We start from the raw sequence: 19,759 nt of genomic DNA, 5'->3' as shown, positions 1-19,759 counted from the left end.
CCCTGCGGGCGGAAGCGTAAAGACCTGCGCGTGACAGCAATCCTTCACGGGACGCTAACCATTGCGCGCTACTCGTTTCCGCCATGTATCACGATCCCAAGCTGACGGCGGAAAGCCAGGCCGATCCGCGGCCCCGCTCGGCGGTGAGTACCGGTGTCGGCATGGCGGGCCTGGCCGGCATGAGCCTGTGGACCGCGATCGCGACTTTCTACGGCATGGACGGGCCCTATTCGGCACTGGTCAATGTCGTCGCCTGTGCCCTGCCGATGGTGCTCTGGTCGATCTTTATCGACAAGGTCCACCTGAACCCCAGCACCGGTATCGACTGGTCCTCGAAGCGTACGCTCAGGGATACGCTCGACATCTCGATCACCAAGCTCACCGGCCTTTGGCTCACCTGGGGCGGGATCGCGCTGATCTATGCCACGTTCCGCTTCTGGTGGACGGGCCGCTACGCCAATTTCGGCTGGTCGATCTGGTGCATCGAGATGGCGGCTCCGGCGCTGTTCCTGCTCTCGATCCCCTATGTCCTGTGGCTCGATCGCAAGCTGGTGCAGCCGAAGGACGGTGCCTGGCATCTCGGCGCCTGGCTGATGGGGATCAAGGAGCCGATCGATATCCCGGCGATCCAGAACCATCTGCGCAGCTGGGCGATCAAGGGCTTCTTCCTCGCCTTCATGCTCTCGATCGTACCGCCCAATTTCGGCGATTTCGTCGGCTGGAACTTCGCGCGCATGTTCGACAGCCCGGCGGTGATCGCCAATTACTGCATCAGCTTCATGTTCGTGATCGACGTGGCCTTCGCCACCGCCGGCTACATCCTGACGATGCGCCCGCTCGATTCGCACATCCGCAGCGCCACGCCCTATGCGGCGGGCTGGACCGCGGCGCTGATCTGCTACCCGCCCTTCGTGCTGATGAACGAAGGCGGCGTGCTCGATTATCACCCGGGCAGCGCCGACTGGACCTTCTGGTTCGCCAATCATCCCTGGATCCTGGGCGGGCTCGGCGCGGTGCTGGTGGTGCTGACCGGCATCTATGCCTGGGCGACGATCGCCTTCGGCCTGCGCTTCTCCAACCTCACGCACCGCGGTGTCCTGACCCATGGGCCGTACGCGTGGAGCCGCCACCCGGCCTATCTGTCGAAGAACCTGTTCTGGTGGCTCTCGGGCCTGCCCTTCCTCGCCACCACCAGCTGGGTCGAGGGGCTGCGCAACGCGGCCATCATGGGCGTGGTCAGCGGCATCTATTATTGGCGCGCCCGCACCGAGGAGCTGCACCTGGGTGCCGATCCGGCCTATCAGGAATACAGCGCCTGGATGCAGCGCAACGCCCCGGTGCCGCGCTTCTTCGCCTGGGTGGGTAGCAAGCTGCGGCCGGCCTGATCCACTCCGTCATGCTGAACTTGTTTCAGCATCCAGCGCGCCTCGGAAGATATCGTTGGTGGAGAATTGGACCCTGAAACAAGTTCAGGGTGACGGTTGGTGATACGCGGCGATCACCAGTCCCCCGCAGCCCCCATCCACAGCGACACCGCCGCCGCCGCCGCCGTCTCCGCCCGCAGGATCCGCGGCCCCAGCGCGATCCCGATCGCTTTCGGATGCGCCCGGATCGCCTCGCGCTCGCTCTCGTCGAACCCACCTTCGGGCCCGATCAGGATCGCCGCCGGCCCCGGATTCGCCCGCATCGCGTCCACCGCCGGCACGCCGCCGGTCTCGTCGGCGAAGAACAGCACGCGCGCCTCGGGCCAGTCGCGCAGCAGCGCGGGCAGCTTCACCATCTCGTCGAGCCGGGGCAGGGCGGTGCGCCCGCATTGCTCGGCCGCCTCGATCATGTGCGCACGCAGCCGCTCGAGGTTGAGCTTGTCGACCACCGCGCGCCGGGTCAGCACCGGCACCAGCCGGTCGACCCCCAGCTCGCAGGCCTTCTCTGCGATCCAGTCGATCCGTCCCTTCTTGATCGGCGCGGCGCACAGCCACAGGTCCGGCACCGGCTCGCGCTCGCGCAACTGGTTGGTCACTTCGAGGATCAGGTCGCGCTTGCCGATCGAGCGCGCCACCCCGGCCCATTCGCCGGTGCGATCGTCGAACAGCTTGATCGCCTCGCCGATCTTTATCCGCATCACCGAGATCAGATAATGCGCCTGCGGGCCGTCGATCTTGATCTCGCCGGGCGAAAGCTCGGTCTCGACGAACAGGCGCGGGGCGGACTGGGGCGGCCAGGCGGGCGTAGCGGGCATGGCAATGCTCTAGACTGGAACCCAATCCGGTTGAATCATTTTCCTGTCACCCCGGCCGTGAGCCGGGGTCCCGTTTCTGCTTGGTTTGGAAACAGCGGGGCCCCCGGGGTCGAGCCCGGGGTGACGAGAAAAGGCGGCCTTAGTCGCCCATGCCACCCATGCCGCCGCCCGAGCCCATGCCGCCACCGCCATAGCCGCCGCCACCGCGACGCCCGCCGCCGCCATGCCCACCGCGTCCGCGACCACCACCGCTGCCGCGCTTGCCGGGCCTGAAGCTCGCCTTCTCGATCTTGGGCAGTTCGGACTTCTCCAGCTTGCCGTCGCCATTCTTGTCGAGCAGCGCGAAGCGCTTGTCGGCGGCGACGCGGAACTCGCGCGCATCCACGCCGCGGTCGAAATTGGTGTCGGCCACCACCACCGGCTCGGGATAGTCGAAATAGCCGAAGCGGGCGGCGCCCTGCGCGACATAGGCAGGCGCACGCTTCTGGCCGTCGCCATCGCCTTCGGTGCTTTCCGGCTGGTCGCCCATATAGCCGCCGACGCTGATCATCGGCGCGACCACCGTCTCGTAATTCTCGATCTCCTCGGGATCGAGCTCGCCATCCTTGTTCTTGTCGAGCGTCGCGAAGAAGCGCGCCGCATCGGCTTCCATTTCGTCCTGGGTAAGCACGCCGTCATGATTGGCATCGGCCTTGTCGAACCAGATATTGGGCGCGTCCGGCCCGCGGAACGGCTCGCCCATCGGGCTGATGAAGAAGCTCGGCGCATCATCGGCCAGGGCAGGGGTGGCGACAGCGGCAAGCGTCAGGCTGGCGAGGAAAAGGCGCATCGACTGTTTCCCGGGTGAAATAAAGGCAATCCGCGCCTGCGCCCGCTTTGTCGCAGGAGTATGCCAGAATGTTGCGGGCTTGATCTTTGGCGCGCAGGCGCGGAGGGACAGGCCATGGCCGAAGCGCAGCAGATCGTACCCGATACCGAGCATCGCGGGCTGGTGGGCCTGCTCCCCGCCGCCGCACGACCCTATGCCCTGCTCGCCCGGTTCGACCGGCCGATCGGCTGGTGGCTGCTGTTCTGGCCCGGCGCCTGGGCGGTCGCGCTGTCGGGCGGTGCGGTCGAGCGCTGGGATCTGATCCTCTGGCTTCTCCTCGGCAGCATCGCGATGCGCGGCGCCGGCTGCGTGTTCAACGACATCGTCGACCGCGATCTCGATCGCCAGGTCGCCCGCACCCGCAGCCGCCCGGTGGCGAGCGGCGCGGTGTCGGTGAAGGCTGCCCTGCTCTGGCTCGGCCTGCTCTGTCTGGTCGGGCTGGTCGTCTGGTTCCAGCTCCACTGGCCGGCGCGGCTGGTGGCGCTCGCCAGCATCGCGCCCGTCGCCGCCTATCCCTTCATGAAGCGGATCACCTGGTGGCCCCAGGCCTGGCTCGGCATGGTCTTCTCCTGGGCGGCTCTGGTCGGCTGGGCCGAGATCGGCACCCAGCCCTTGCTCCCGCTCGCCTTGCTCTATGCCGGCTGCATCGCCTGGGTGATCGGCTACGACACCATCTATGCGATCCAGGATATCGAGGATGACGCGCTGGTCGGCGTCCGCTCCTCGGCCCGCGCGATGGGCGCGCATATCCAGGGCGGCGTGACGGCGTTCTACGTCGTCGCGATAGCCTGCTGGGGCGCCGCGATCTGGCAGCTCCGCCCCGACTGGCTCGCGCTCCTCGCCCTGCTGCCGATGGCGCTCCACCTGCTCTGGCAGGTCGCGACGCTCGACACCGCCGACGGCGCCAACGCGCTCGCCCGCTTCCGGTCGAACCGCAATGCCGGGCTGCTGATGTTCGCCGCCTGCTTCGTCGTCGGCCAGACGCTTTGACTGCTGCCGCTTTGACCTTCGGCCCCGGCATACCTAAGTCGGCGCGATGCTGACCATTTCCGAAGCCTGTGAACGCGCCGCCGATGTCGTCGCGCGGGCGCGCCGGGCGGGCGCCGATGCCGCCGATGCCGTGTTCGCCGCCGACAGCTCGCAGTCCGTCTCCGTCCGCATGGGTGCGCTCGAGGATGTCGAGCGTTCCGAGAGCGAGGAACTCGGCCTGCGCGTCTTCATCGGCCAGCGCTCGGCCAGCGTCTCCACCTCGGACCTGAGTTCGGCCGCACTCGACATGCTGGTCGAGCGCGTCGTCGCGATGGCGAAGGAAGCGCCCGAGGACAAATGGGCCGGCCTCGCCCCGCAGGACAGGCTGCTCCACGGCGCCCCGCCCCAGCTCGATCTCGACGACGGCGCGCATGTCGATCCGCAGAGCCTCAAGGCCCTGGCCGAGCGCGCCGAGCAGGCCGCGCGCAGCGTCGAGGGCGTCACCAACAGCGAGGGTGCCAGCGCCGGCGCCTCGCGCTCGGTGATGACGCTCGCGACCAGCCACGGTTTCACCGGCGGCTATGCCCAGACCAGCCACGGCATCTCGGCCAGTGTCCTCGCCGGCGCCGGCGGCAACATGCAGCGCGACTATGCGCACCATTCGGCCCGCCACGCCGCCCAGCTCGAGGCGCCCGAGGCGATCGGCACGCTCGCCGGCGAGCGCGCGGTCGCCCGGCTCGATCCGGCCAGGATCCCCAGCGGCGCGATGCCGGTCGTCTTCGATCGCCGCGTCTCGGCCGGGCTGATCGGCCATTTCCTCGGCGCGATCTCGGGTGCCGCGATCACCCGCAAGACCAGCTTCCTGCTCGATCGGCTCGGCCAGCAGGTCTTCGCCAGGGGCGTGACGATCCGCGACGATCCGCACCGCCCGCGCGGGCTGCGCTCGCGCCCCTTCGATGGCGAGGGGCTGCCGGTCCAGCCGGTCAAGCTGGTCGATGCCGGCATGCTCGAGACCTGGCTGCTCGAAAGTGCCTCGGCCCGCCAGCTCGGTCTCGAGCCGACCGGCCATGCCTCGCGCGGCATCGGCGGCGCGCCGGGCGTGGCGCCGTCCAACCTCTATATGGAAGCCGGCCATATCCCGGCGGAAACGCTGGTCGGCGAGATCGACTATGGCATCCTCGTTACCGAGCTGATCGGCCAGGGCGTCAACGGCGTCACCGGCGACTATAGCCGCGGTGCCGCCGGCTATCTGATCGAGAAGGGCGAGATCACCCGCCCGGTTTCGGAGATCACGATCGCGAGCAACTTGAAGGACATGTTCCTCGCGATGACCCCGGCGAACGATCTCGAGTTCCGCTACGGGATCAACGCGCCGACGATCCGCATCGACGGCATGACGATCGCCGGTGCCTGAAGCCGGCCTCGCCTCCGAAGTCGCGGCGATCGCCGCGGAGGCGGGCCGCCTCGCCATGACGCGCTGGGAGACCGAGTTCAAACGCTGGGAGAAGGTGCCCGGCAGCCCGGTCTGCGATGTCGATCTCGAATTGGACGCGCTGCTCCGCGAACGGCTGAGTGCGCTGCTTCCCGATGCCGGCTGGCTGTCCGAGGAGACCGCCGACAGCCGCGCGCGGCTCGACGCGCGGCGCATCTGGGTGGTCGATCCGATCGACGGCACCCGCGACTATCTCCGCCACCGTCCCGGCTGGTCGGTCTCGGTCGCGCTGGTCGAGGACGGCGCGCCGGTGATCGGCGTGCTCGATGCGCCGGCGCGCGGCGAGCGCTGGATCGCCGAAGCCGGCAGGGGCGCCGCGCGCAACGGCGTGCAGCTCCACGTCACCCCGCGCGACCAGCTGGCCGGATCGCGCATGCCGACCGACCATTTGCCCAAGGTCGATGCCGACCTGGTGATCGTCGACAAGCCCAATTCGATCGCGCTGCGCATCGCGATGGTCGCGGCGGGCGAGGCGGACCTGCTCGCCACGATCCGCTGGGGCAATGAATGGGACGTCGCCGCCGCCGTGCTGCTGGTGCACGAGGCCGGCGGGGTGATCACCGACGTGCTCGGCCAGCCGCTCGCCTTCAACACGCCGAGCGCCAAGGCCTTCGGCCTGCTCGCGAGCGCGCCGGGCATCCACGAAGCCGCGATCGAGCGACTGGCGCACCGCGCGCGGGAAGCGCTGGAGAGCTAGTTAGTTTCCTCCCTTAAGTTCCCCGGCGAAGGCCGGGGCCCAGTTTCGGCGCAACTGGTTGGCGCGGTCTAACCTCTCAGGCAACATTGCAACTGGGCCCCGGCCTTCGCCGGGGAACAGCTGATACCATTCCGTCATCAGAACTTCACCGCCCCGCCACCGCAATCAGCGCCGTCGAGGGTATCGGCAACACCGCTTGCCCATCGGCCATACGCCGCACCTCCTCGACCACCGCCGCCTGCTGCTCCGCATCCAGCGCCACCCAGTCCGGGCTCATCCCGAACAATTCGTCCGGCGTGTCGAGCTGCGACACGTCCAGCACGAAATCATGCGTCACTTGGCTGATCTCCGGCGCCGCGAACCCGGCATCGACCATCGCGGCCGACAGCCATTCGGGATCGCCCAGCGCCACCGCGCCCTCGGGCAGCCGGGTCTTGCCGTCGAGCCTGGGGAACAGTCGCCGCCGGATCTGCGAGAGCAGCAGGAACGTCGCCGCGCCTTCGCTCCGCCAGGTGGCGAGTACACCCAGCCCGCCGGGTTTCGTCACCCGCGCCATCTCGGCCAGCCCCTTGCGCCAGTCGGGGAACATGATGACTCCGAAGATCGAGAAGCTGATGTCGAAGCTCGCATCCGGCAGGTCGAGCGCCTGCCCGTCCATCACCTCGGCATCGACATTGGACAGCTTCGCGGCGGCGATCCGCGCGACCATCCCGGCCGAGAAATCGGTGGCGAGCACATAGGCGCCGCTCCGCGCAGCGGCCAGCGTCAGCGCTCCGGTCCCCGCCGCCACGTCGAGCACCTGCATGCCGCGCGTCAGCGTCACCCGCGCCAGCGCCGCCTCGGCGAACTGCGCGGTGAAGGGATGGGCGGTGCGCTCGTAATTGGCCGCCGTCTCGTCCCAATGCGCGGGGTTCTCGTGCTTCTTCTCGGTCATTGGCTGCCTTTCGCGAATCATGTAACAATGCAAGTATCGTGAAAGCACGCGCTTGCCAACCGGCCCGGCGCGCCCGAGGAAAGACAGGATGCGAAAGGACAGCCGCCTATCCCGGATGCTCCATGTGCTGCTCCACATGGCGCGGCACGACGGGCCGATGACGTCGGAGCACATCGCCCAGATGCTCCAGACCAATCCGGTGGTCGTCCGCCGGACGATGGCGGGGCTGCGTGATGCGGGCTATGTCCGCTCGGAAAAGGGCCATGGCGGCGGCTGGGCGATCGCCGCCGATCTCGACAAGGTCTCGCTGCTCGACATCCACCGCGCCGTCGGCGGCCCGACCCTGTTCGCGATCGGCAGCGAGCATGCGAACCCGGCCTGCGCGGTCGAGCAGGCGGTCAACGAAGCGCTGGACGATGCGCTGCGCGAGGCGGAGGCTTTATTGGTGGCGCGGCTGGGCTCGGTGAGCCTGGCCGAGCTGGCCCGCAGCTTCGACGCGCGCTGCGCGGCGGGCGGCTGGCCGCATTAGGCCCTGCCAACATACTTCTTCAGTTACCCGGCAAAGGCCGGGGCCCGGTTTCGGCGAAGCTGGTTGGGGCGGTCTACCCTCGCGGGCGACAGTGCAACTGGGTCCCGGCCTTCGCCGGGGAACAGTTGGAAGCACGACGCGCCCGGATAGGCCCGCGCCTAGCCCTCTTCGCCCTGATACTTGATCTGCAGGAACCGCCCGCGCGTCGCGAGATTGTCGAGGTCGCCCTGCGCCAGCTGCGCGGTCATCTCGGCGATCTCGTCGTCGATCAGCTGCAGGCCCTGGGCAAGCTGCTGGTCCGGGGTGAGGCCGTTGCGCTCCACCCGGCGCAGCGGCTCGGGTACGCGGCCATAGCCCTTGACCAGCTCGGGCAGCTGCTCGCCGACCAGCTTGCGCACTTCCACCGCCGCCGGGCTGTTCTCGTCGAGCGTTGCCAGCTGCGGCGCCAGCGTCTCCAGCCTCACCCCGATCGAATCGACCAGCCCGCGCACCGGCGAGGGCAGGGCCGGGCGCTGCGTCTCCAGCCAGCGCTCCGTCGAGCGCGGCAGCGCCTTGAGCGGGATCTCCGCCAGCTTCTCGACATTCACCGGCGTGCTCGCCGGCATTACGGCGAAGAGCATCGTCGCCGCGATCATCAGCACCGCCACCAGCATCGCGCCCATGATGCCCAGCGGCGCCACGATCAGTGCAAAGGCGATGGCGCCGACGAGGATCGCGCCGTCCGCCGCCGCGATCCGCCCGAGCCGGCGGACCACTTCGGCCTCGCGGTGCTGGCGGTTGCGGCTGGAGACGGCCAGGTCGGTGCGGCTGCGCACGCGGTCCAGCGTGCTCCCGATCCGGTTCAGTTCGCGATCGACATCGGTGGGCACGGCTTACATCGCCTCCAGCTTGAACGTCTCCGCCCCGCCCGAGACCTGGTTCTGCGAAGCCCCCTCGGCGCGGGCGATATAGCCCTTCGACTTCTCGACTTCGTTCGACAGCGTGTTGACCGTCACCTTCATGTTGTCGAGCGCCTTGAGCTTGAACGTGTCGATCGCGTCCATCGTGTCATAGATGTTCTGGAAGGCACGCTGCAGCGTCTCGACCGGGATGGTCGAGTTCGCCGCCTGTTCGTGGATCGCCGCCGACTGGCTCTTGAGCAGCGCGCCGGTCGAATCGATCAGCCCCGCGGTGGTGCTGTTCAGCGCGGTGATCTGGTCGAGCACCAGCTTCTGGTTGGTCAGCGCCTGCGCCACGGTCACCGCGGTACGCAGTGCCGAGACGGTGGTGGTGCTGGCGCGGTCGACGCCCTTCACCAGCTCGACATTGTTCTTCTTGACCAGGTCGAGCGCGAGATAGCCCTGCACCGTCACCGCCATCTGGGTGAGCAGGTCGGTGGTACGCTGGCGGACATAGAAGAGCGCGGTCTCGCGCAGCGCCTTGGCCTTGGCGGGATCGGTGTGATCCAGCTCGTTTGCCTTGTCCTCGATCTTCGCGTCCATCGCCTTGGACAAATAGATCATCTGCTCCAGCCGCCCCATCGACGCCCAGAGATTCTGCCGCTCGGTATCGATCGCGGCATTGTCCATCAGTAGCTCGTCCTTGCCGTTGGCCAGGCTCTTGAGGATGCCGTTGATGTGCGTCTGCGACGACTGGTACTTGCGGAAATATTGCTGCATCCCGCCGCCAAACAGCTTGGACAGGAAGCCCTGGCTGCCGCCGATCAGCTTGCCGTTCTGGCTGGGATCGAGCTCCTCCACCTTCTTGCGCAGCGCGAGCAGGTCGGCGCCGACGCCGTCATTGCCCATCGCCTTGACCGGCCGGTCGAGGAAGCGGTTGGACTGGCCCGCCGCGTCGCGGATCTCCTTCTGCCCCATCGCCGCGATCGCATCGACGCGCTTGCCGAACTCGGGCGAGTTGACGTCCTGCGCGACGAGATCCTCGATGAAGCTGTCGACGCGGGTCTCCAGCTCGGTCTTCTTGGTATCGTCCACCGGCACCAGCCCGGCTGCCTTTTCCGGCGCGACGACCTTCACCGGCTCGGGCGGGGTCAGCACCAGATCCTGTTCGGCCACCAAGGTCTCGCTTGCCATTCTCGCGTCTCCAAACTGTCCGGCCTAAGCATAGGGTCATCCGGACAACAGTCCAACTGTGTCGTTTATATAATACACCCACGGGCCAAGCCAAGGGGCGCTTATTTGCTCTCGGTCTTCACCCGGCTCGAGCGATAGATCTGCTCGCCGTCGCGCAGCGGGGTGAGGCTGCAGCCGTTCTGCGGCTCGGCCCCGCCGGCGCAGAAGCGCGCGCCCTCGGCCGCGCCGGTCGCCGATTCCGCCGTCTTGCCCTTCTCCGCGCTCAGCCGCACCGGCTCGCCCGATCCGGCGACCAGCACATGGCAGCTGCCGCTGCTCGAATCGCGGCAGGTCAGCAGCAGCGTGCCGGTGGTGAAATCGGCATCGAGCACCAGGTTCACGCTCTGCTTCTCGGTGGTCGTCGCGCCCGAGCAGCCCGCCAGCAGCGCCAGCCCGAGCAGCGCCATTCCCTTGTTCATTCCCTTACTCCCTTGCGTGCCACACCCGGCAGCGCCGCTTGTGATATAGCTATATACCACACTCTGTTCGCGTCACCCCGAAACAGCTGGGCTGGAACCACGGGGCTCAGCCTTGCTCCCGCCCGGCCCGCAGCGTCCGGCCCCACCAGGTCAGCTCGTCATAAAGGTGCTGGGTCCAGCGTGCATCCTTGTCGTCCGGCGCGAAGCGGCCGCCGGTCACCTTGCTCCACACGCTCATGATGTGCACCGACGCTTCCAGCGGCGCCATGCGCAGCTCGCGCGCCACCATCGTCGCCTGCTCGATCGATCGTGCCGCGCCATTGCCGCCATAGCCGACAAAGGCCACCGGCTTGCGGTGCCATTCGGCATAGACGAAATCGAGCGCGTTCTTGAGCACCGCCGGCAGCCCGTGATTATATTCGGGGCAGATCAGGATATAGCCGTCGGCGCTCGCGATCTTCTCCGCCCAGCGCTGCTGCAGCGGGTCCTGATAGTCCCCCGCCGCCGGCGGCTTGGCAAAGGCATAGAAGGGCAGGTTCCAGTCCTTGAGGTCGATCAGCTCGGGATCGAGCTCCGGCCGCGCCGCCGCGCCCTCGACCACCCATTGGCCCACCGGCTCGGCCATCCGCCCCTCGCGGATGCTCCCCAGGATGACGAGGATCTTGAGCGGCTCGGCCATGGTCTTCCCTTCATGCGGTTCGCGCTGTCCTACACGGCGCCTTTGTGGTTCAGAATGTCCGATGCGCGCACTTGCTCCAATCCCCCCATTTGGTGAACCCGGCTCCCCTTGCCGCCGGCAATGCGCCTGCCCATCTCCCCTGAGAGACACCCCGCAGGCATGCGTAGTGATTCAAGGGATTCAACATTTTCGGGGCGGCAGGCGTTGAAGGCCGCGGCGAATCACCGGGCTTCCCGCAACGCACAAATTGCTGTACGGGCCCGCCAACTTACTTCCAGGATAGCATCATGAACCTCCGCAACGTGGCGATCATCGCGCACGTCGACCACGGCAAGACCACGCTCGTCGACCAGCTCTTCCGTCAGTCCGGCACCTTCCGCGACAACCAGCGCGTCGAAGAGCGCGCGATGGATTCGAACGACCTCGAAAAGGAGCGCGGCATCACCATTCTGGCGAAGCCGACCTCGGTCGAGTGGGCGCCTCCGGGTGGCGGCGAGCCGGTTCGCATCAACATCGTCGATACGCCCGGCCACGCCGACTTCGGCGGCGAGGTGGAGCGCATCCTCTCGATGGTCGACGGCGTGATCCTGCTGGTCGATTCGTCGGAAGGCGCGATGCCGCAGACCAAGTTCGTCACCGGCAAGGCGCTCAAGCTCGGCCTGCGCCCGATCGTGGTCGTCAACAAGATCGACCGTTCGGACGCGCGCGTGCAGGAAGTGCTCGACGAAGTGTTCGACCTGTTCGTCACGCTCGAAGCCAATGACGACCAGCTCGACTTCCCGGTGCTCTACGCCTCGGGCCGCAACGGCTATGCCTCGGACGATGCCGATGCGCGCGAAGGCACGCTGCAGCCGCTGTTCGAGAAGATCGTCGAGCATGTGCCGCCGCCCGCGCTCGACCAGGACGCGCCGTTCAGCTTCCTCGTGACGCTGCTCGATCGCGACAACTTCCTCGGCCGTATCCTCACCGGCCGCGTCCAGTCGGGCACGGTCAAGCTCAACCAGCCGATCCATGCGCTCGACATGGACGGCAAGGTGATCGAGACCGGCCGCGCCTCGAAGATCATGACCTTCCAGGGCCTGGAGCGCGTGCCGACCGACGAAGCCAAGGCGGGCGACATCATCTCGCTGGCCGGCCTGACGGTCGCCACCGTGTCGAACACCATTGCCGACACCACGGTATCGACGCCGATCCAGGCGCAGCCGATCGATCCGCCGACGCTGTCGATGCGTTTCGCGGTGAACGATTCGCCGATGGCCGGCCGTGAAGGCTCGAAGGTCACCAGCCGCATGATCCGCGACCGTCTCGAGCGCGAAGCCGAGAGCAATGTCGCGATCAAGGTCACCGAGAGCGAGGACAAGGACTCGTTCGAAGTCGCCGGCCGCGGCGAACTCCAGCTCGGCGTTCTGATCGAGACGATGCGCCGCGAGGGCTTCGAGCTCGGCATCAGCCGTCCGCGCGTGCTGTTCGGCGAGGACGAGAACGGCAAGAAGACCGAGCCGTACGAAACCGTCGTGATCGACGTGGACGATGAATTCTCGGGCACGGTCGTCGACAAGATGAACCAGCGCAAGGCCGAGATGACCGACATGCGTCCCTCGGGCGGCGGCAAGACCCGCATCACCTTCTCGGCGCCGTCGCGCGGCCTGATCGGCTATCATGGCGAGTTCCTGTCGGACACCCGCGGTACCGGCATCATGAACCGCCTGTTCGAGAAGTACGGCCCCCACAAGGGCCAGATCGAAGGCCGCAAGAACGGCGTGCTGATCTCGAACGGCAATGGCGAAGCGCAGAGCTACGCCCTGGGCCCGCTCGAAGAGCGCGGCATCCTGTTCGTCGGCCATGGCGAGGCGCTGTACGAGGGCATGATCGTCGGCGAGAACGCCAAGACGGAAGACCTTGAGGTCAACCCGATGAAGGCGAAGCAGCTCACCAACTTCCGCGCTTCGGGCGGCAAGGACGACGCCGTCCGCCTCACCCCGCCGAAGAAGATGACGCTGGAGCAGGCTATCGCGTACATCGACGATGACGAGATGGTCGAGGTCACCCCGACCAAGATCCGCCTCCGCAAGCGCCACCTCGATCCGCACGAGCGCAAGCGCGCCAGCCGCGCGAAGAACGCGGCCTGAGGCTCGAAGACACGAAAGGCGCCGGAGGGAAACCCCGGCGCCTTTTGCTTTGGGGGAGCTTCCTCTCGGAAAGGCGGGGAGGGTGCGCGCGAATGCAAATGGGTCATTTGCGCGTTAACTTCGCTTGATTTCAGCGCTCCCTTTGCCATCCTCCAGGCGGGGCGGAGGGGGCGATGCCGAGCTGGTGGGGATCACTTAAGGCGATATTCGTTTCGGGCGGCGCGTTTCTTGGAGGCGGGGCCGTGGCGGTCGGTGCTGCCTATGACAAGATCAAGGATACGCCAGGCACGGATTGGTCTGACGCCTGTATCGCCGCCTTTACGCCCGGCTTCCCCCTGATCGGCAGCATCGCCGCGATCCTCGGTTTCGTGGCGACAGCGGCGCAATTGCTCGGGCCGAGGCCGGTCACGGCAAAGGAAGCCTTGGCGATCGTCACCGACGACGGAGACCGGACGCGAGCGCTGGCCGAGGAGGCGCTTGCCAACACGGCGTTGCAGGGTGCGGAATCGGAGCAGCGCGACGCTGGGATGTCCGCACAGCTGGATGAAATCCTTGCGATCCTCAAGCAACAGGGCGGTGTCGGCGGGCAGCAGCTCGAGACCGCGGCGCGCACCGTCCAGCAACTCGCCGGATCGGAATCCGCCCGCGACCGCGAGATCGCGAACGAGGCGACCAGCGGCGACCCGGAAGGCGCCTACCGGGCGCTGGTTGCCGAAGCCGAAGCCGGCAAGCGCCGCAACGCCGAACGGTTCCGCCAAGCCGCGCGTCTCATCGCGCCATTCTCCCCCGGCAAGGCGCGTGACGCCTATCGATCCGCCGTTGAGCTCGATCCCGAGGATATGTGGAGCTGGATCGAACTGGGCCGCCTGGAGATGGCTTACACCTCGCTCGCCGAGGCCCGCGCTTGTTTCCTGGCGGCGCTGCAGCGCGTTCAGGACGAAAGGAATCGTAGCGTCCTGCACAATGAGTTCGGCGATATCCTGATCGCCGAAGGGGAATTGCGTCTCGCTCGGTCTGAATTCGAAGCGGGGTTTGCGATTTCCGAGCGACTGGCGGAGCAGGATCCAGGGGACGTCCTATTGCAGCACGACCTGACGGTGAGCAACAACAGGCTCGGTAACGTCGAGGTCGCTTCGGGCAATCTGGGTGCAGCGCGCGAGCGGTTCGAAGCGGGACTTGCCATTCGAGAGAGACTGGCGGCGCAGGAGCCGGGCAACAGTCTGTGGTGGCGCGACCTGTCGGTGAGCTACAATAATCTCGGCGATGTCGAGGTGGCGACGGGCAATCTGGGTGCGGCGCGCGAGCGGTTCGAGGCGGGGCTCGCCATTCGTGAACAGCTGGCGGCGCAGGAGCAGAGCAGCGAGCAGCAGCGCGGCTTGTCCGTGAGCTATGACAGACTTGGCGATGTCGAGGTGGCGTCGGGCAATCTGGGTGTGGCGCGCGAACGGTTCGAGGCGGGACTTGCGATTTCCGAGCGGCTGGCGGCGCAGGAGCCCGCGAACAACGCATGGCAGCGCGATCTGTCGGTGAGCTACAACAAGCTTGGCGAAGTCGAGGTGGCGTCGGGCAATCTGGGCGCGGCGCGCGAACGATACGAGGCAGGGCTTGCCATTCGCGAACGGCTGGCGGCGCAGGAGCCGGGGAACAGCGCGTGGCAGCGCGACCTGTCCGTGAGCTATGAAAGGCTCGGCGACGTCGAGGTGGCGTCGGGCAATCTGGACATGGCGCGCGAACGATTCGAGGCGGGGCTTGCCATTCGCGAGCGCCTGGCGGCGCGGGAGCCGGGGAACAGCGCGTGGCAGCGTGACCTGTCGGTGAGCTACAATCAGCTCGGCAATGTCGAAGCGGCTACGGGCAATCTGGATGCAGCGCGTGAACGGTTCGAGGCGGATCTGGCCATTGCCGAGCGGCTGGCGATGCTGGAACCGGGGAACGGCGCGTGGCAGCGTGATCTGTCGGTGAGCTACAACAAGCTTGGTGAACTCGAGGTGGCTACGGGCAATCTCGGCGCGGCGCGCGAACGGTTCGAGGCGGGGCTTGCCATTCGCGAGCGGCTGGCGGCACGGGAACCCGGAAACAGCGAGTGGCAGCGCGACTTGTCGGTAAGCTATAACCAGCTTGGCGACGTCGAGGTGGCGTCGGGCAATCTGCGTGCTGCACGCGAACGGTTCGAGGCGGATCTCGCCATTGCCGAGCGGCTGGCGGCGCGGGAGCCGGGGAACAGTGAGTGGCAACGCGACCTGTTCGTCAGCAAGGCTAAGCTGGCGCAGCTTGTGGAGGCAGAGGGAGATACGGCGGAGGCGATCGCTGGGTTCGAAGCTGCCGAGGCCGTCGTTGTACAGCTGGCGGAGCGGTGGCCCGATCATCCAGGCTTTGCGCGCGATCTTGTGCGGGTTCGTCAGGAGCTCGCCCGGGTGCGCGCGACGGATAAGCGGGGCTGATTCCCCAGCGCGCTCGCGCCGCCTTCGAGTGATTTCTCCACCCCAAGGGCTTCCCTACAGGCGGTTATCCATGGTTAGCTCCGTCTAGTCCCCGGTGGATGGGCGGAGTTTTTGATGCTGCTTGTGGTGCTGGCCCTGATTGCCGCGCAGGATGCGCCAGGCACCGTCAACCAGCCCAGGCAGGCGGCGGACGGCAAGCAGAGCTGGTCGATCCTCAACGATCCCTGCACCAGCGGCCCGCCGCGCAAGCAGAACGAGATCCTGGTCTGCGGCCAGGGCGCCGATTCGGTGCCGCGCCTGCCCTTGCCCGACGAGCGCGGGCCGCCCGACCGGCCGATGCCCAGCAACCCGGATGTCACCGGCATCGGGGCGCTCAACGCCTCGATCGCGCCCTGCGCGACGCGGTCGGAAGGCTGCACCACCGGGATCAACATCTTTGGCATGGGCACCGCGCTGATCCGCGGCATCGGCAAGATCGTCGATCCGAACAGCTGCTGCGAGGAGCCCGGCGAGTCGACTAATCCGGTCAAGCTGGTCGGCGATGCGATCGGCGGGGTCGGGCGGGTGTTTCGGAAGAAGCCCGACAAATCCGGCCGCGTCGCGATCGACCTGGACAACCTCCCGCCTCCAGAGCCCGCGGGGCTGCGCGATCTGGACATCCAGCTGCCCCTTCCTTGACCGTTGGTACCGGTGTCATCTAGCTCCTCGCGGCAAAGAGGATTCAGGAGGGATGGATGTCGAAATGGATGCTCGCCGGGCTCGGCTTGGTGCTTTCGGCCGGCATGGCCCAGGCCCAGACGGCCCCGCGGACGACCTCGCAAGTCGTGCCTGCCGAGCGCCCGCCGGCGGTGCCGATCAAGGCGTCGAAGATCATCCTGGTCGGCGATTCGACCACCCAGGTGCTGTCGGGCTGGGGCGGCAGCTTCTGCGCCTATCACGTCACCAGTTTTGCGGCGTGCGTGAACCTGGCGCGGGGCGGGCGGAGTACCTATAGTTATCGGGCGGAGGGCAGCTGGGATCTGGCGCTGGCCGAGATGAAGACGCCGGGCTTCGTGAAGACCTATGTGCTCATCCAGTTCGGTCACAACGACCAGCCGGGCAAGCCGGGCCGCTCGACCGATCTCGCCACCGAGTTCCCCGCGAACCTGCGGCGCTATGTGGCGGAAGCGCGGGCGGCCGGTGCCGAACCGATATTGCTCACGCCGCTCACGCGAAGGCAGTTCAAGGACGGAAAGCTGGACCGCGATCTCGAGCCCTGGTCGGAGTCGATCCGCAAGGTTGCTGCTGAGTTGAATGTTCCGCTGATCGATTTGAATAAGCGCAGCGCGGACGCTGTCGAAGCACTGGGCCCCTCCATGGCAAACCGCTTCGCCCAGGTGCCGCCGGTGCGGGAAGTCTCGGCAGCCGCGCTGACCGGGACAACGATCGCGAACCCCACCGCCGTTGCCGCCTCGCTGGCGGCGCCGCAGAACAACGCTGCGGTAGAGCCGCTTGGTGATGCCAAGCTGGCCTTCGATTACACGCATCTCGGGCCGGTCGGTGCCGACTTCTTCTCCAAGATGGTTGCGGACGAACTTGCGGTGGTGGTGCCGAAGATGCGCCCGCTGGTGGTGCCCTGAGGGTTTCGGCGGCCCGCGGGATTGCGGGCCGCCGGACGAGAGCTCAGTGGCGGCGGAAGCTTCGGCTGCGTGCAATCGAGCGGCCGCCGAATCCGGTCGAGGCCCGGCTGGCGCTCCAGCCGCCATCGCTGCGGACGCGGCTGTAGTTGTGCGAGGCGATAGCGCCGTCGGACTTGCGGACGACGCTGGTGCCGCGGCTGACATTGCCCTGGCCGTCTCGCGTGACGGTGCGCGAACCCTGGTAATTGGGCCGGTCGACCGTGGTCGAGTGCGACGACTGGGCATGGGCGGGCAGGGCGATCAGGGCCAGGGGTGCGATAAACAACAGGCGCTTCATGGCTTTTCTCCGTGGGTTGCTGCTCCCCTAACGGTCGACTGGAAGATTCCCTTCGCGGTCCATTTCGATCCGACGTCGCTCCCGCCATGCGCGGCGGCGTTCGAAGCGCTCGCGGATCGCCTGGGCTTGCGGGCTCTCGGAAATGGCGCGAGCGATCGGATGCGGATCGCCCTCTGCGTGCAATTGCCGGGCGCGGGCGGCGATCTCGGGATGCCGTTCGGCGACGCGACGACGCAGCGCCTCGCGCCGCTCGGGCGGCATCGCCTGGATATGGGCGCGGATCGCCGCGCGCCGCTCCAGCCGGTGGATGAGGATGGGGTTGGTCTCCTCCGGAGCAGCTGACGGAGTCGCCTGCGGCGCCGGTTTTGCCAACCTGGGTCGCGGGGGATGCACCACGGGCGCCGGCTTGGGGGCGGGCGAGAAGACAGCGGCGATGGCGGGGAGCGGGTCGGGCAGCTTGCCGAGTACACCCGAGGCTGCCGCCGCAGCGCTGGTGAGCAGCAGCACGCCCGCTCCGGTGAAGAGCGCACGGTGGCGGCGGATACTTCCCCGCAGCGTCCGTCGTGGCGGGGGCAATTGGCCGGCCAGCGCCACCGCCGTCACGTCCCTGGCGAATCCGGCACGCAATGGCGGCGGGCTTGCCCGGTCGAGTGCGGCACGTTCGCCGGCGGTGAAGGGCTCGCCGCTCATGCCGCGTGCTCCAGCGATACCAGACCGCGTGCCGCCAGTGCTTCGCGCATGGCGGTACGGGCTCGAAGCAGGAGGGATTCGAAAGCCTTGAGGTTCATGTCCATCGCGGTGGCTGCGGCGTGGTTCGGCAGCTCCTCATAATAGGTCAGCACGATCGCCGCGCGGTGACGCTCGCGCAAAGCGCCGAGTGCCGCCACCGCCTGCGCCCGTAGCCGCTCGGCATCGAGCAGCGCGTCGGCGGCGGGGCTTTCGTCGGCGCGCTCGGGCACGGCTTCGTCGCTGGCGAAGCGTCGGCGGCGTAGCCGATCGAGGCACAGGTTCATCGCCACCCGCGTCAGCCAGGCCGCGATCCCCGAGCGGCCGGTCTTCCACCCGCCCGCCTGGCTCCACAGCCGCAACAATGCTTCCTGTGCCACGTCCTCGGCCTCCGCGGCATCGCCGATCATCCGCCACGCGATGCGATGCAGCCGCTCGGCATGCAGATCGACGAGATGCGAGAAGGCCACCGCATCGCGCCGTGCGATCCGGGCCATCATCGCGTCGTCATCGCCACTCTGCATCAACACCCGACCGGCATAGACTGTCCTGCACTGCAGGGCCTTAACGGCCGGCGGTGCAAAACCCTTCGCGGCTTTTTCGGGTCAGGCGTCGCCCAGTTCGAGGATCACCGCCCATTCGTCCTCGCGCACCGGCGTCACCGAGAGGCGGGACTGGCGCAGCACCTCCAGCTTTGCGAGCCGGGGCTCGGCCTTGAGCATCGCAAGGGTGACAGGCTTGGCTAGCTTGCGCACAGGCTTCACCGCCACGCTCGCCCATTTGCCGTCGTCGCCATCCGGCTGCCAGGCGCGGGTGATCTCCATGATCCCGACCGCGGCCTTCTCCGTGTTCGAATGGTAGAACAGCGCCAGGTCGCCCGGCTCCATCTCCTTGAGGAAGTTGCGGGCGGTGTAGTTGCGCACGCCGTTCCACTCGGTGGCGCCCTCCTTGATCAGGTCATCCCAGCCATAGACATCGGGTTCGGAGCGCAGCAGCCAGTATCGCATGCCCGGGGCTTAGCCGCCTAAACCGCCGCTTAACAACCGATTCCGAACCAGTTCAGCCACCGGGCGTTATCTCCATAACCTCAGCGCCGCGACTCGTCCCTCCTCGGGCAGCCGGAGGCGCCATCAGTTGAGGAGGATATGATGTTCAAGTTCACGCAGAGGGTGGTGCTCGGCTTCGCCATGGGTGCCGCGGCACTCACCGCCTTCGCACCGTCGGCCGAGGCGCAGCGCTATCGCGGCGGCTATTATGGCGACCGCCACCATTATCGCGGCCATGACGATACCGGCACCGCGATCGTCGCGGGCATCGCCGGCCTGGCCATCGGCGCCGCGATCGCCAACAACAATGACCGCCGCTACGACTATGATCGCGGCTATTACCGCGATCACGGCTATTACCCGACCGACGGCTATTACTACCGCAACCACTACCGCTCGTATCGCGGCTGGTGCGAGACCCGCCGCGTCTGGGATCCGTATCTCGATCGTCCGGTCCGGGTGCGTTACTGCCGCTAACACTTTCAGGGGGGTGGTCACCGGCCACCCCCTTGTTACGCTGCGGC

At 67.4% G+C, this 19,759-nt stretch carries 21 protein-coding genes; 10 read left to right on the top strand and 11 right to left on the bottom strand.

The window, feature by feature from the left end:
- Positions 1–83: 83 nt before the first annotated feature.
- Complete coding sequence (locus O3305_RS13230) at positions 84–1,385, top strand: methyltransferase family protein (protein ID WP_269572979.1); 1,302 nt, start codon at positions 84–86, stop codon at positions 1,383–1,385.
- Between the two features lie 113 nt (positions 1,386–1,498).
- Here the strand turns inward: O3305_RS13230 and O3305_RS13225 are convergent, their stop codons facing one another.
- A complete protein-coding gene (locus O3305_RS13225; RefSeq protein ID WP_269572978.1) occupies positions 1,499–2,239 on the bottom strand; it encodes a 16S rRNA (uracil(1498)-N(3))-methyltransferase in 741 nt (246 codons plus the stop codon).
- A 139-nt stretch (positions 2,240–2,378) separates the two neighbouring features.
- Complete coding sequence (locus tag O3305_RS13220) at positions 2,379–3,068, bottom strand: EF-hand domain-containing protein (RefSeq protein WP_269572977.1); 690 nt, start codon at positions 3,066–3,068, stop codon at positions 2,379–2,381.
- Positions 3,069–3,182: 114 nt separating this feature from the next.
- Between O3305_RS13220 and ubiA the strand changes: the two genes are divergently transcribed.
- The 3 genes from ubiA to O3305_RS13205 are packed head-to-tail and all read left to right on the top strand — an operon-like array spanning position 3,183 to position 6,265.
- Positions 3,183–4,097 carry a 4-hydroxybenzoate octaprenyltransferase gene (gene ubiA / locus O3305_RS13215; protein WP_269572976.1) on the top strand — a complete coding sequence of 305 codons (915 nt, stop codon included), beginning with the start codon at positions 3,183–3,185 and terminating at the stop codon, positions 4,095–4,097.
- A 46-nt stretch (positions 4,098–4,143) separates the two neighbouring features.
- A complete protein-coding gene (locus tag O3305_RS13210; protein WP_269572975.1) occupies positions 4,144–5,490 on the top strand; it encodes a TldD/PmbA family protein in 1,347 nt (448 codons plus the stop codon).
- Positions 5,483–6,265, top strand: a complete 783-nt coding sequence (locus O3305_RS13205; RefSeq protein ID WP_269572974.1) for a 3'(2'),5'-bisphosphate nucleotidase CysQ — start codon at positions 5,483–5,485, stop codon at positions 6,263–6,265. The genes O3305_RS13210 and O3305_RS13205 overlap by 8 nt, the downstream gene beginning before the upstream one ends.
- Positions 6,266–6,410: 145 nt before the next feature.
- Here O3305_RS13205 and O3305_RS13200 read toward each other — a convergent pair whose 3' ends face one another.
- Complete coding sequence (locus O3305_RS13200) at positions 6,411–7,199, bottom strand: class I SAM-dependent methyltransferase (RefSeq protein WP_269572973.1); 789 nt, start codon at positions 7,197–7,199, stop codon at positions 6,411–6,413.
- Positions 7,200–7,287: 88 nt separating this feature from the next.
- Here O3305_RS13200 and O3305_RS13195 point away from each other — a divergent pair, with 88 nt between their 5' ends.
- On the top strand, positions 7,288–7,728 hold the full coding sequence (locus O3305_RS13195; protein WP_269572972.1) for an Rrf2 family transcriptional regulator: 441 nt from the start codon (positions 7,288–7,290) through the stop codon (positions 7,726–7,728).
- Between the two features lie 158 nt (positions 7,729–7,886).
- On the opposite strand, the gene O3305_RS13190 is transcribed toward O3305_RS13195, so the two are convergent.
- The 4 genes from O3305_RS13190 to O3305_RS13175 all read right to left on the bottom strand — a co-directional run bounded on the left by O3305_RS13190 (position 7,887) and on the right by O3305_RS13175 (position 10,937).
- A complete protein-coding gene (locus O3305_RS13190) occupies positions 7,887–8,597 on the bottom strand; it encodes a hypothetical protein (RefSeq protein WP_269572971.1) in 711 nt (236 codons plus the stop codon).
- Positions 8,598–8,600: 3 nt separating this feature from the next.
- Positions 8,601–9,800: a toxic anion resistance protein gene (locus tag O3305_RS13185; protein ID WP_184164449.1), complete on the bottom strand. Its 1,200-nt coding sequence runs from the start codon at positions 9,798–9,800 to the stop codon at positions 8,601–8,603.
- A 101-nt stretch (positions 9,801–9,901) separates the two neighbouring features.
- The gene (locus O3305_RS13180) at positions 9,902–10,258 is read right to left on the bottom strand and encodes a hypothetical protein (RefSeq protein WP_269572970.1); all 357 of its coding nucleotides are present in this window, start codon (positions 10,256–10,258) and stop codon (positions 9,902–9,904) included.
- Positions 10,259–10,364: 106 nt separating this feature from the next.
- The gene (locus tag O3305_RS13175) at positions 10,365–10,937 is read right to left on the bottom strand and encodes an NADPH-dependent FMN reductase (protein WP_269572969.1); all 573 of its coding nucleotides are present in this window, start codon (positions 10,935–10,937) and stop codon (positions 10,365–10,367) included.
- 287 nt (positions 10,938–11,224) lie between these two features.
- Between O3305_RS13175 and typA the strand changes: the two genes are divergently transcribed.
- The 4 genes from typA (at position 11,225) to O3305_RS13155 (ending at position 17,126) form a co-directional block, all read left to right on the top strand.
- Positions 11,225–13,066: a translational GTPase TypA gene (gene typA / locus O3305_RS13170; RefSeq protein ID WP_269572968.1), complete on the top strand. Its 1,842-nt coding sequence runs from the start codon at positions 11,225–11,227 to the stop codon at positions 13,064–13,066.
- A gap of 173 nt (positions 13,067–13,239) precedes the next feature.
- Positions 13,240–15,507: a tetratricopeptide repeat protein gene (locus tag O3305_RS13165; protein ID WP_269572967.1), complete on the top strand. Its 2,268-nt coding sequence runs from the start codon at positions 13,240–13,242 to the stop codon at positions 15,505–15,507.
- Between the two features lie 114 nt (positions 15,508–15,621).
- Positions 15,622–16,185, top strand: coding sequence for a hypothetical protein (locus O3305_RS13160; RefSeq protein ID WP_269572966.1), 564 nt, complete (start codon positions 15,622–15,624; stop codon positions 16,183–16,185).
- Between the two features lie 56 nt (positions 16,186–16,241).
- Positions 16,242–17,126, top strand: a complete 885-nt coding sequence (locus O3305_RS13155) for a rhamnogalacturonan acetylesterase (RefSeq protein ID WP_269572965.1) — start codon at positions 16,242–16,244, stop codon at positions 17,124–17,126.
- A 43-nt stretch (positions 17,127–17,169) separates the two neighbouring features.
- Here the strand turns inward: O3305_RS13155 and O3305_RS13150 are convergent, their stop codons facing one another.
- From O3305_RS13150 to O3305_RS13135, 4 genes are all read right to left on the bottom strand, one after another.
- Positions 17,170–17,463: a hypothetical protein gene (locus O3305_RS13150; protein WP_269572964.1), complete on the bottom strand. Its 294-nt coding sequence runs from the start codon at positions 17,461–17,463 to the stop codon at positions 17,170–17,172.
- A 27-nt stretch (positions 17,464–17,490) separates the two neighbouring features.
- On the bottom strand, positions 17,491–18,153 hold the full coding sequence (locus O3305_RS13145) for a hypothetical protein (RefSeq protein ID WP_269572963.1): 663 nt from the start codon (positions 18,151–18,153) through the stop codon (positions 17,491–17,493).
- Positions 18,150–18,713: a sigma-70 family RNA polymerase sigma factor gene (locus tag O3305_RS13140; RefSeq protein ID WP_269576513.1), complete on the bottom strand. Its 564-nt coding sequence runs from the start codon at positions 18,711–18,713 to the stop codon at positions 18,150–18,152. Before O3305_RS13140 ends, O3305_RS13145 begins: the two co-directional genes overlap by 4 nt.
- An 81-nt stretch (positions 18,714–18,794) precedes the next feature.
- Positions 18,795–19,196 (bottom strand): EVE domain-containing protein, encoded by a 402-nt coding sequence (locus tag O3305_RS13135; RefSeq protein ID WP_184164475.1) that lies wholly within the window; start codon positions 19,194–19,196, stop codon positions 18,795–18,797.
- Positions 19,197–19,337: 141 nt separating this feature from the next.
- Between O3305_RS13135 and O3305_RS13130 the strand changes: the two genes are divergently transcribed.
- Positions 19,338–19,712: a hypothetical protein gene (locus O3305_RS13130; RefSeq protein WP_184164478.1), complete on the top strand. Its 375-nt coding sequence runs from the start codon at positions 19,338–19,340 to the stop codon at positions 19,710–19,712.
- Positions 19,713–19,759: the final 47 nt, after the last annotated feature.

The sequence above is a fragment of the Sphingomonas sp. NIBR02145 genome (genome assembly GCF_027359115.1).
GTDB lineage: Bacteria > Pseudomonadota > Alphaproteobacteria > Sphingomonadales > Sphingomonadaceae > Sphingomonas > Sphingomonas kyeonggiensis_A.
This window is presented reverse-complemented; position numbering and strand designations above follow the sequence as displayed.

Bases quoted from the DNA above. Each gene is read 5' to 3' on its own strand.
- O3305_RS13195 (WP_269572972.1), top strand. From the start codon at position 7,288: ATGCGAAAGGACAGCCGCCTATCCCGGATGCTCCATGTGCTGCTCCAC.
- O3305_RS13155 (WP_269572965.1), top strand. From the start codon at position 16,242: ATGTCGAAATGGATGCTCGCCGGGCTCGGCTTGGTGCTTTCGGCCGGC.
- O3305_RS13210 (WP_269572975.1), top strand. From the start codon at position 4,144: ATGCTGACCATTTCCGAAGCCTGTGAACGCGCCGCCGATGTCGTCGCG.
- O3305_RS13150 (WP_269572964.1), bottom strand. From the start codon at position 17,463: ATGAAGCGCCTGTTGTTTATCGCACCCCTGGCCCTGATCGCCCTGCCC.
- O3305_RS13135 (WP_184164475.1), bottom strand. From the start codon at position 19,196: ATGCGATACTGGCTGCTGCGCTCCGAACCCGATGTCTATGGCTGGGAT.
- O3305_RS13185 (WP_184164449.1), bottom strand. From the start codon at position 9,800: ATGGCAAGCGAGACCTTGGTGGCCGAACAGGATCTGGTGCTGACCCCG.
- O3305_RS13165 (WP_269572967.1), top strand. From the start codon at position 13,240: ATGCCGAGCTGGTGGGGATCACTTAAGGCGATATTCGTTTCGGGCGGC.
- O3305_RS13175 (WP_269572969.1), bottom strand. From the start codon at position 10,937: ATGGCCGAGCCGCTCAAGATCCTCGTCATCCTGGGGAGCATCCGCGAG.
- O3305_RS13220 (WP_269572977.1), bottom strand. From the start codon at position 3,068: ATGCGCCTTTTCCTCGCCAGCCTGACGCTTGCCGCTGTCGCCACCCCT.
- O3305_RS13130 (WP_184164478.1), top strand. From the start codon at position 19,338: ATGTTCAAGTTCACGCAGAGGGTGGTGCTCGGCTTCGCCATGGGTGCC.
- O3305_RS13225 (WP_269572978.1), bottom strand. From the start codon at position 2,239: ATGCCCGCTACGCCCGCCTGGCCGCCCCAGTCCGCCCCGCGCCTGTTC.
- O3305_RS13160 (WP_269572966.1), top strand. From the start codon at position 15,622: ATGCTGCTTGTGGTGCTGGCCCTGATTGCCGCGCAGGATGCGCCAGGC.
- O3305_RS13230 (WP_269572979.1), top strand. From the start codon at position 84: ATGTATCACGATCCCAAGCTGACGGCGGAAAGCCAGGCCGATCCGCGG.
- ubiA (WP_269572976.1), top strand. From the start codon at position 3,183: ATGGCCGAAGCGCAGCAGATCGTACCCGATACCGAGCATCGCGGGCTG.
- O3305_RS13200 (WP_269572973.1), bottom strand. From the start codon at position 7,199: ATGACCGAGAAGAAGCACGAGAACCCCGCGCATTGGGACGAGACGGCG.
- O3305_RS13180 (WP_269572970.1), bottom strand. From the start codon at position 10,258: ATGAACAAGGGAATGGCGCTGCTCGGGCTGGCGCTGCTGGCGGGCTGC.
- typA (WP_269572968.1), top strand. From the start codon at position 11,225: ATGAACCTCCGCAACGTGGCGATCATCGCGCACGTCGACCACGGCAAG.
- O3305_RS13145 (WP_269572963.1), bottom strand. From the start codon at position 18,153: ATGAGCGGCGAGCCCTTCACCGCCGGCGAACGTGCCGCACTCGACCGG.
- O3305_RS13140 (WP_269576513.1), bottom strand. From the start codon at position 18,713: ATGCAGAGTGGCGATGACGACGCGATGATGGCCCGGATCGCACGGCGC.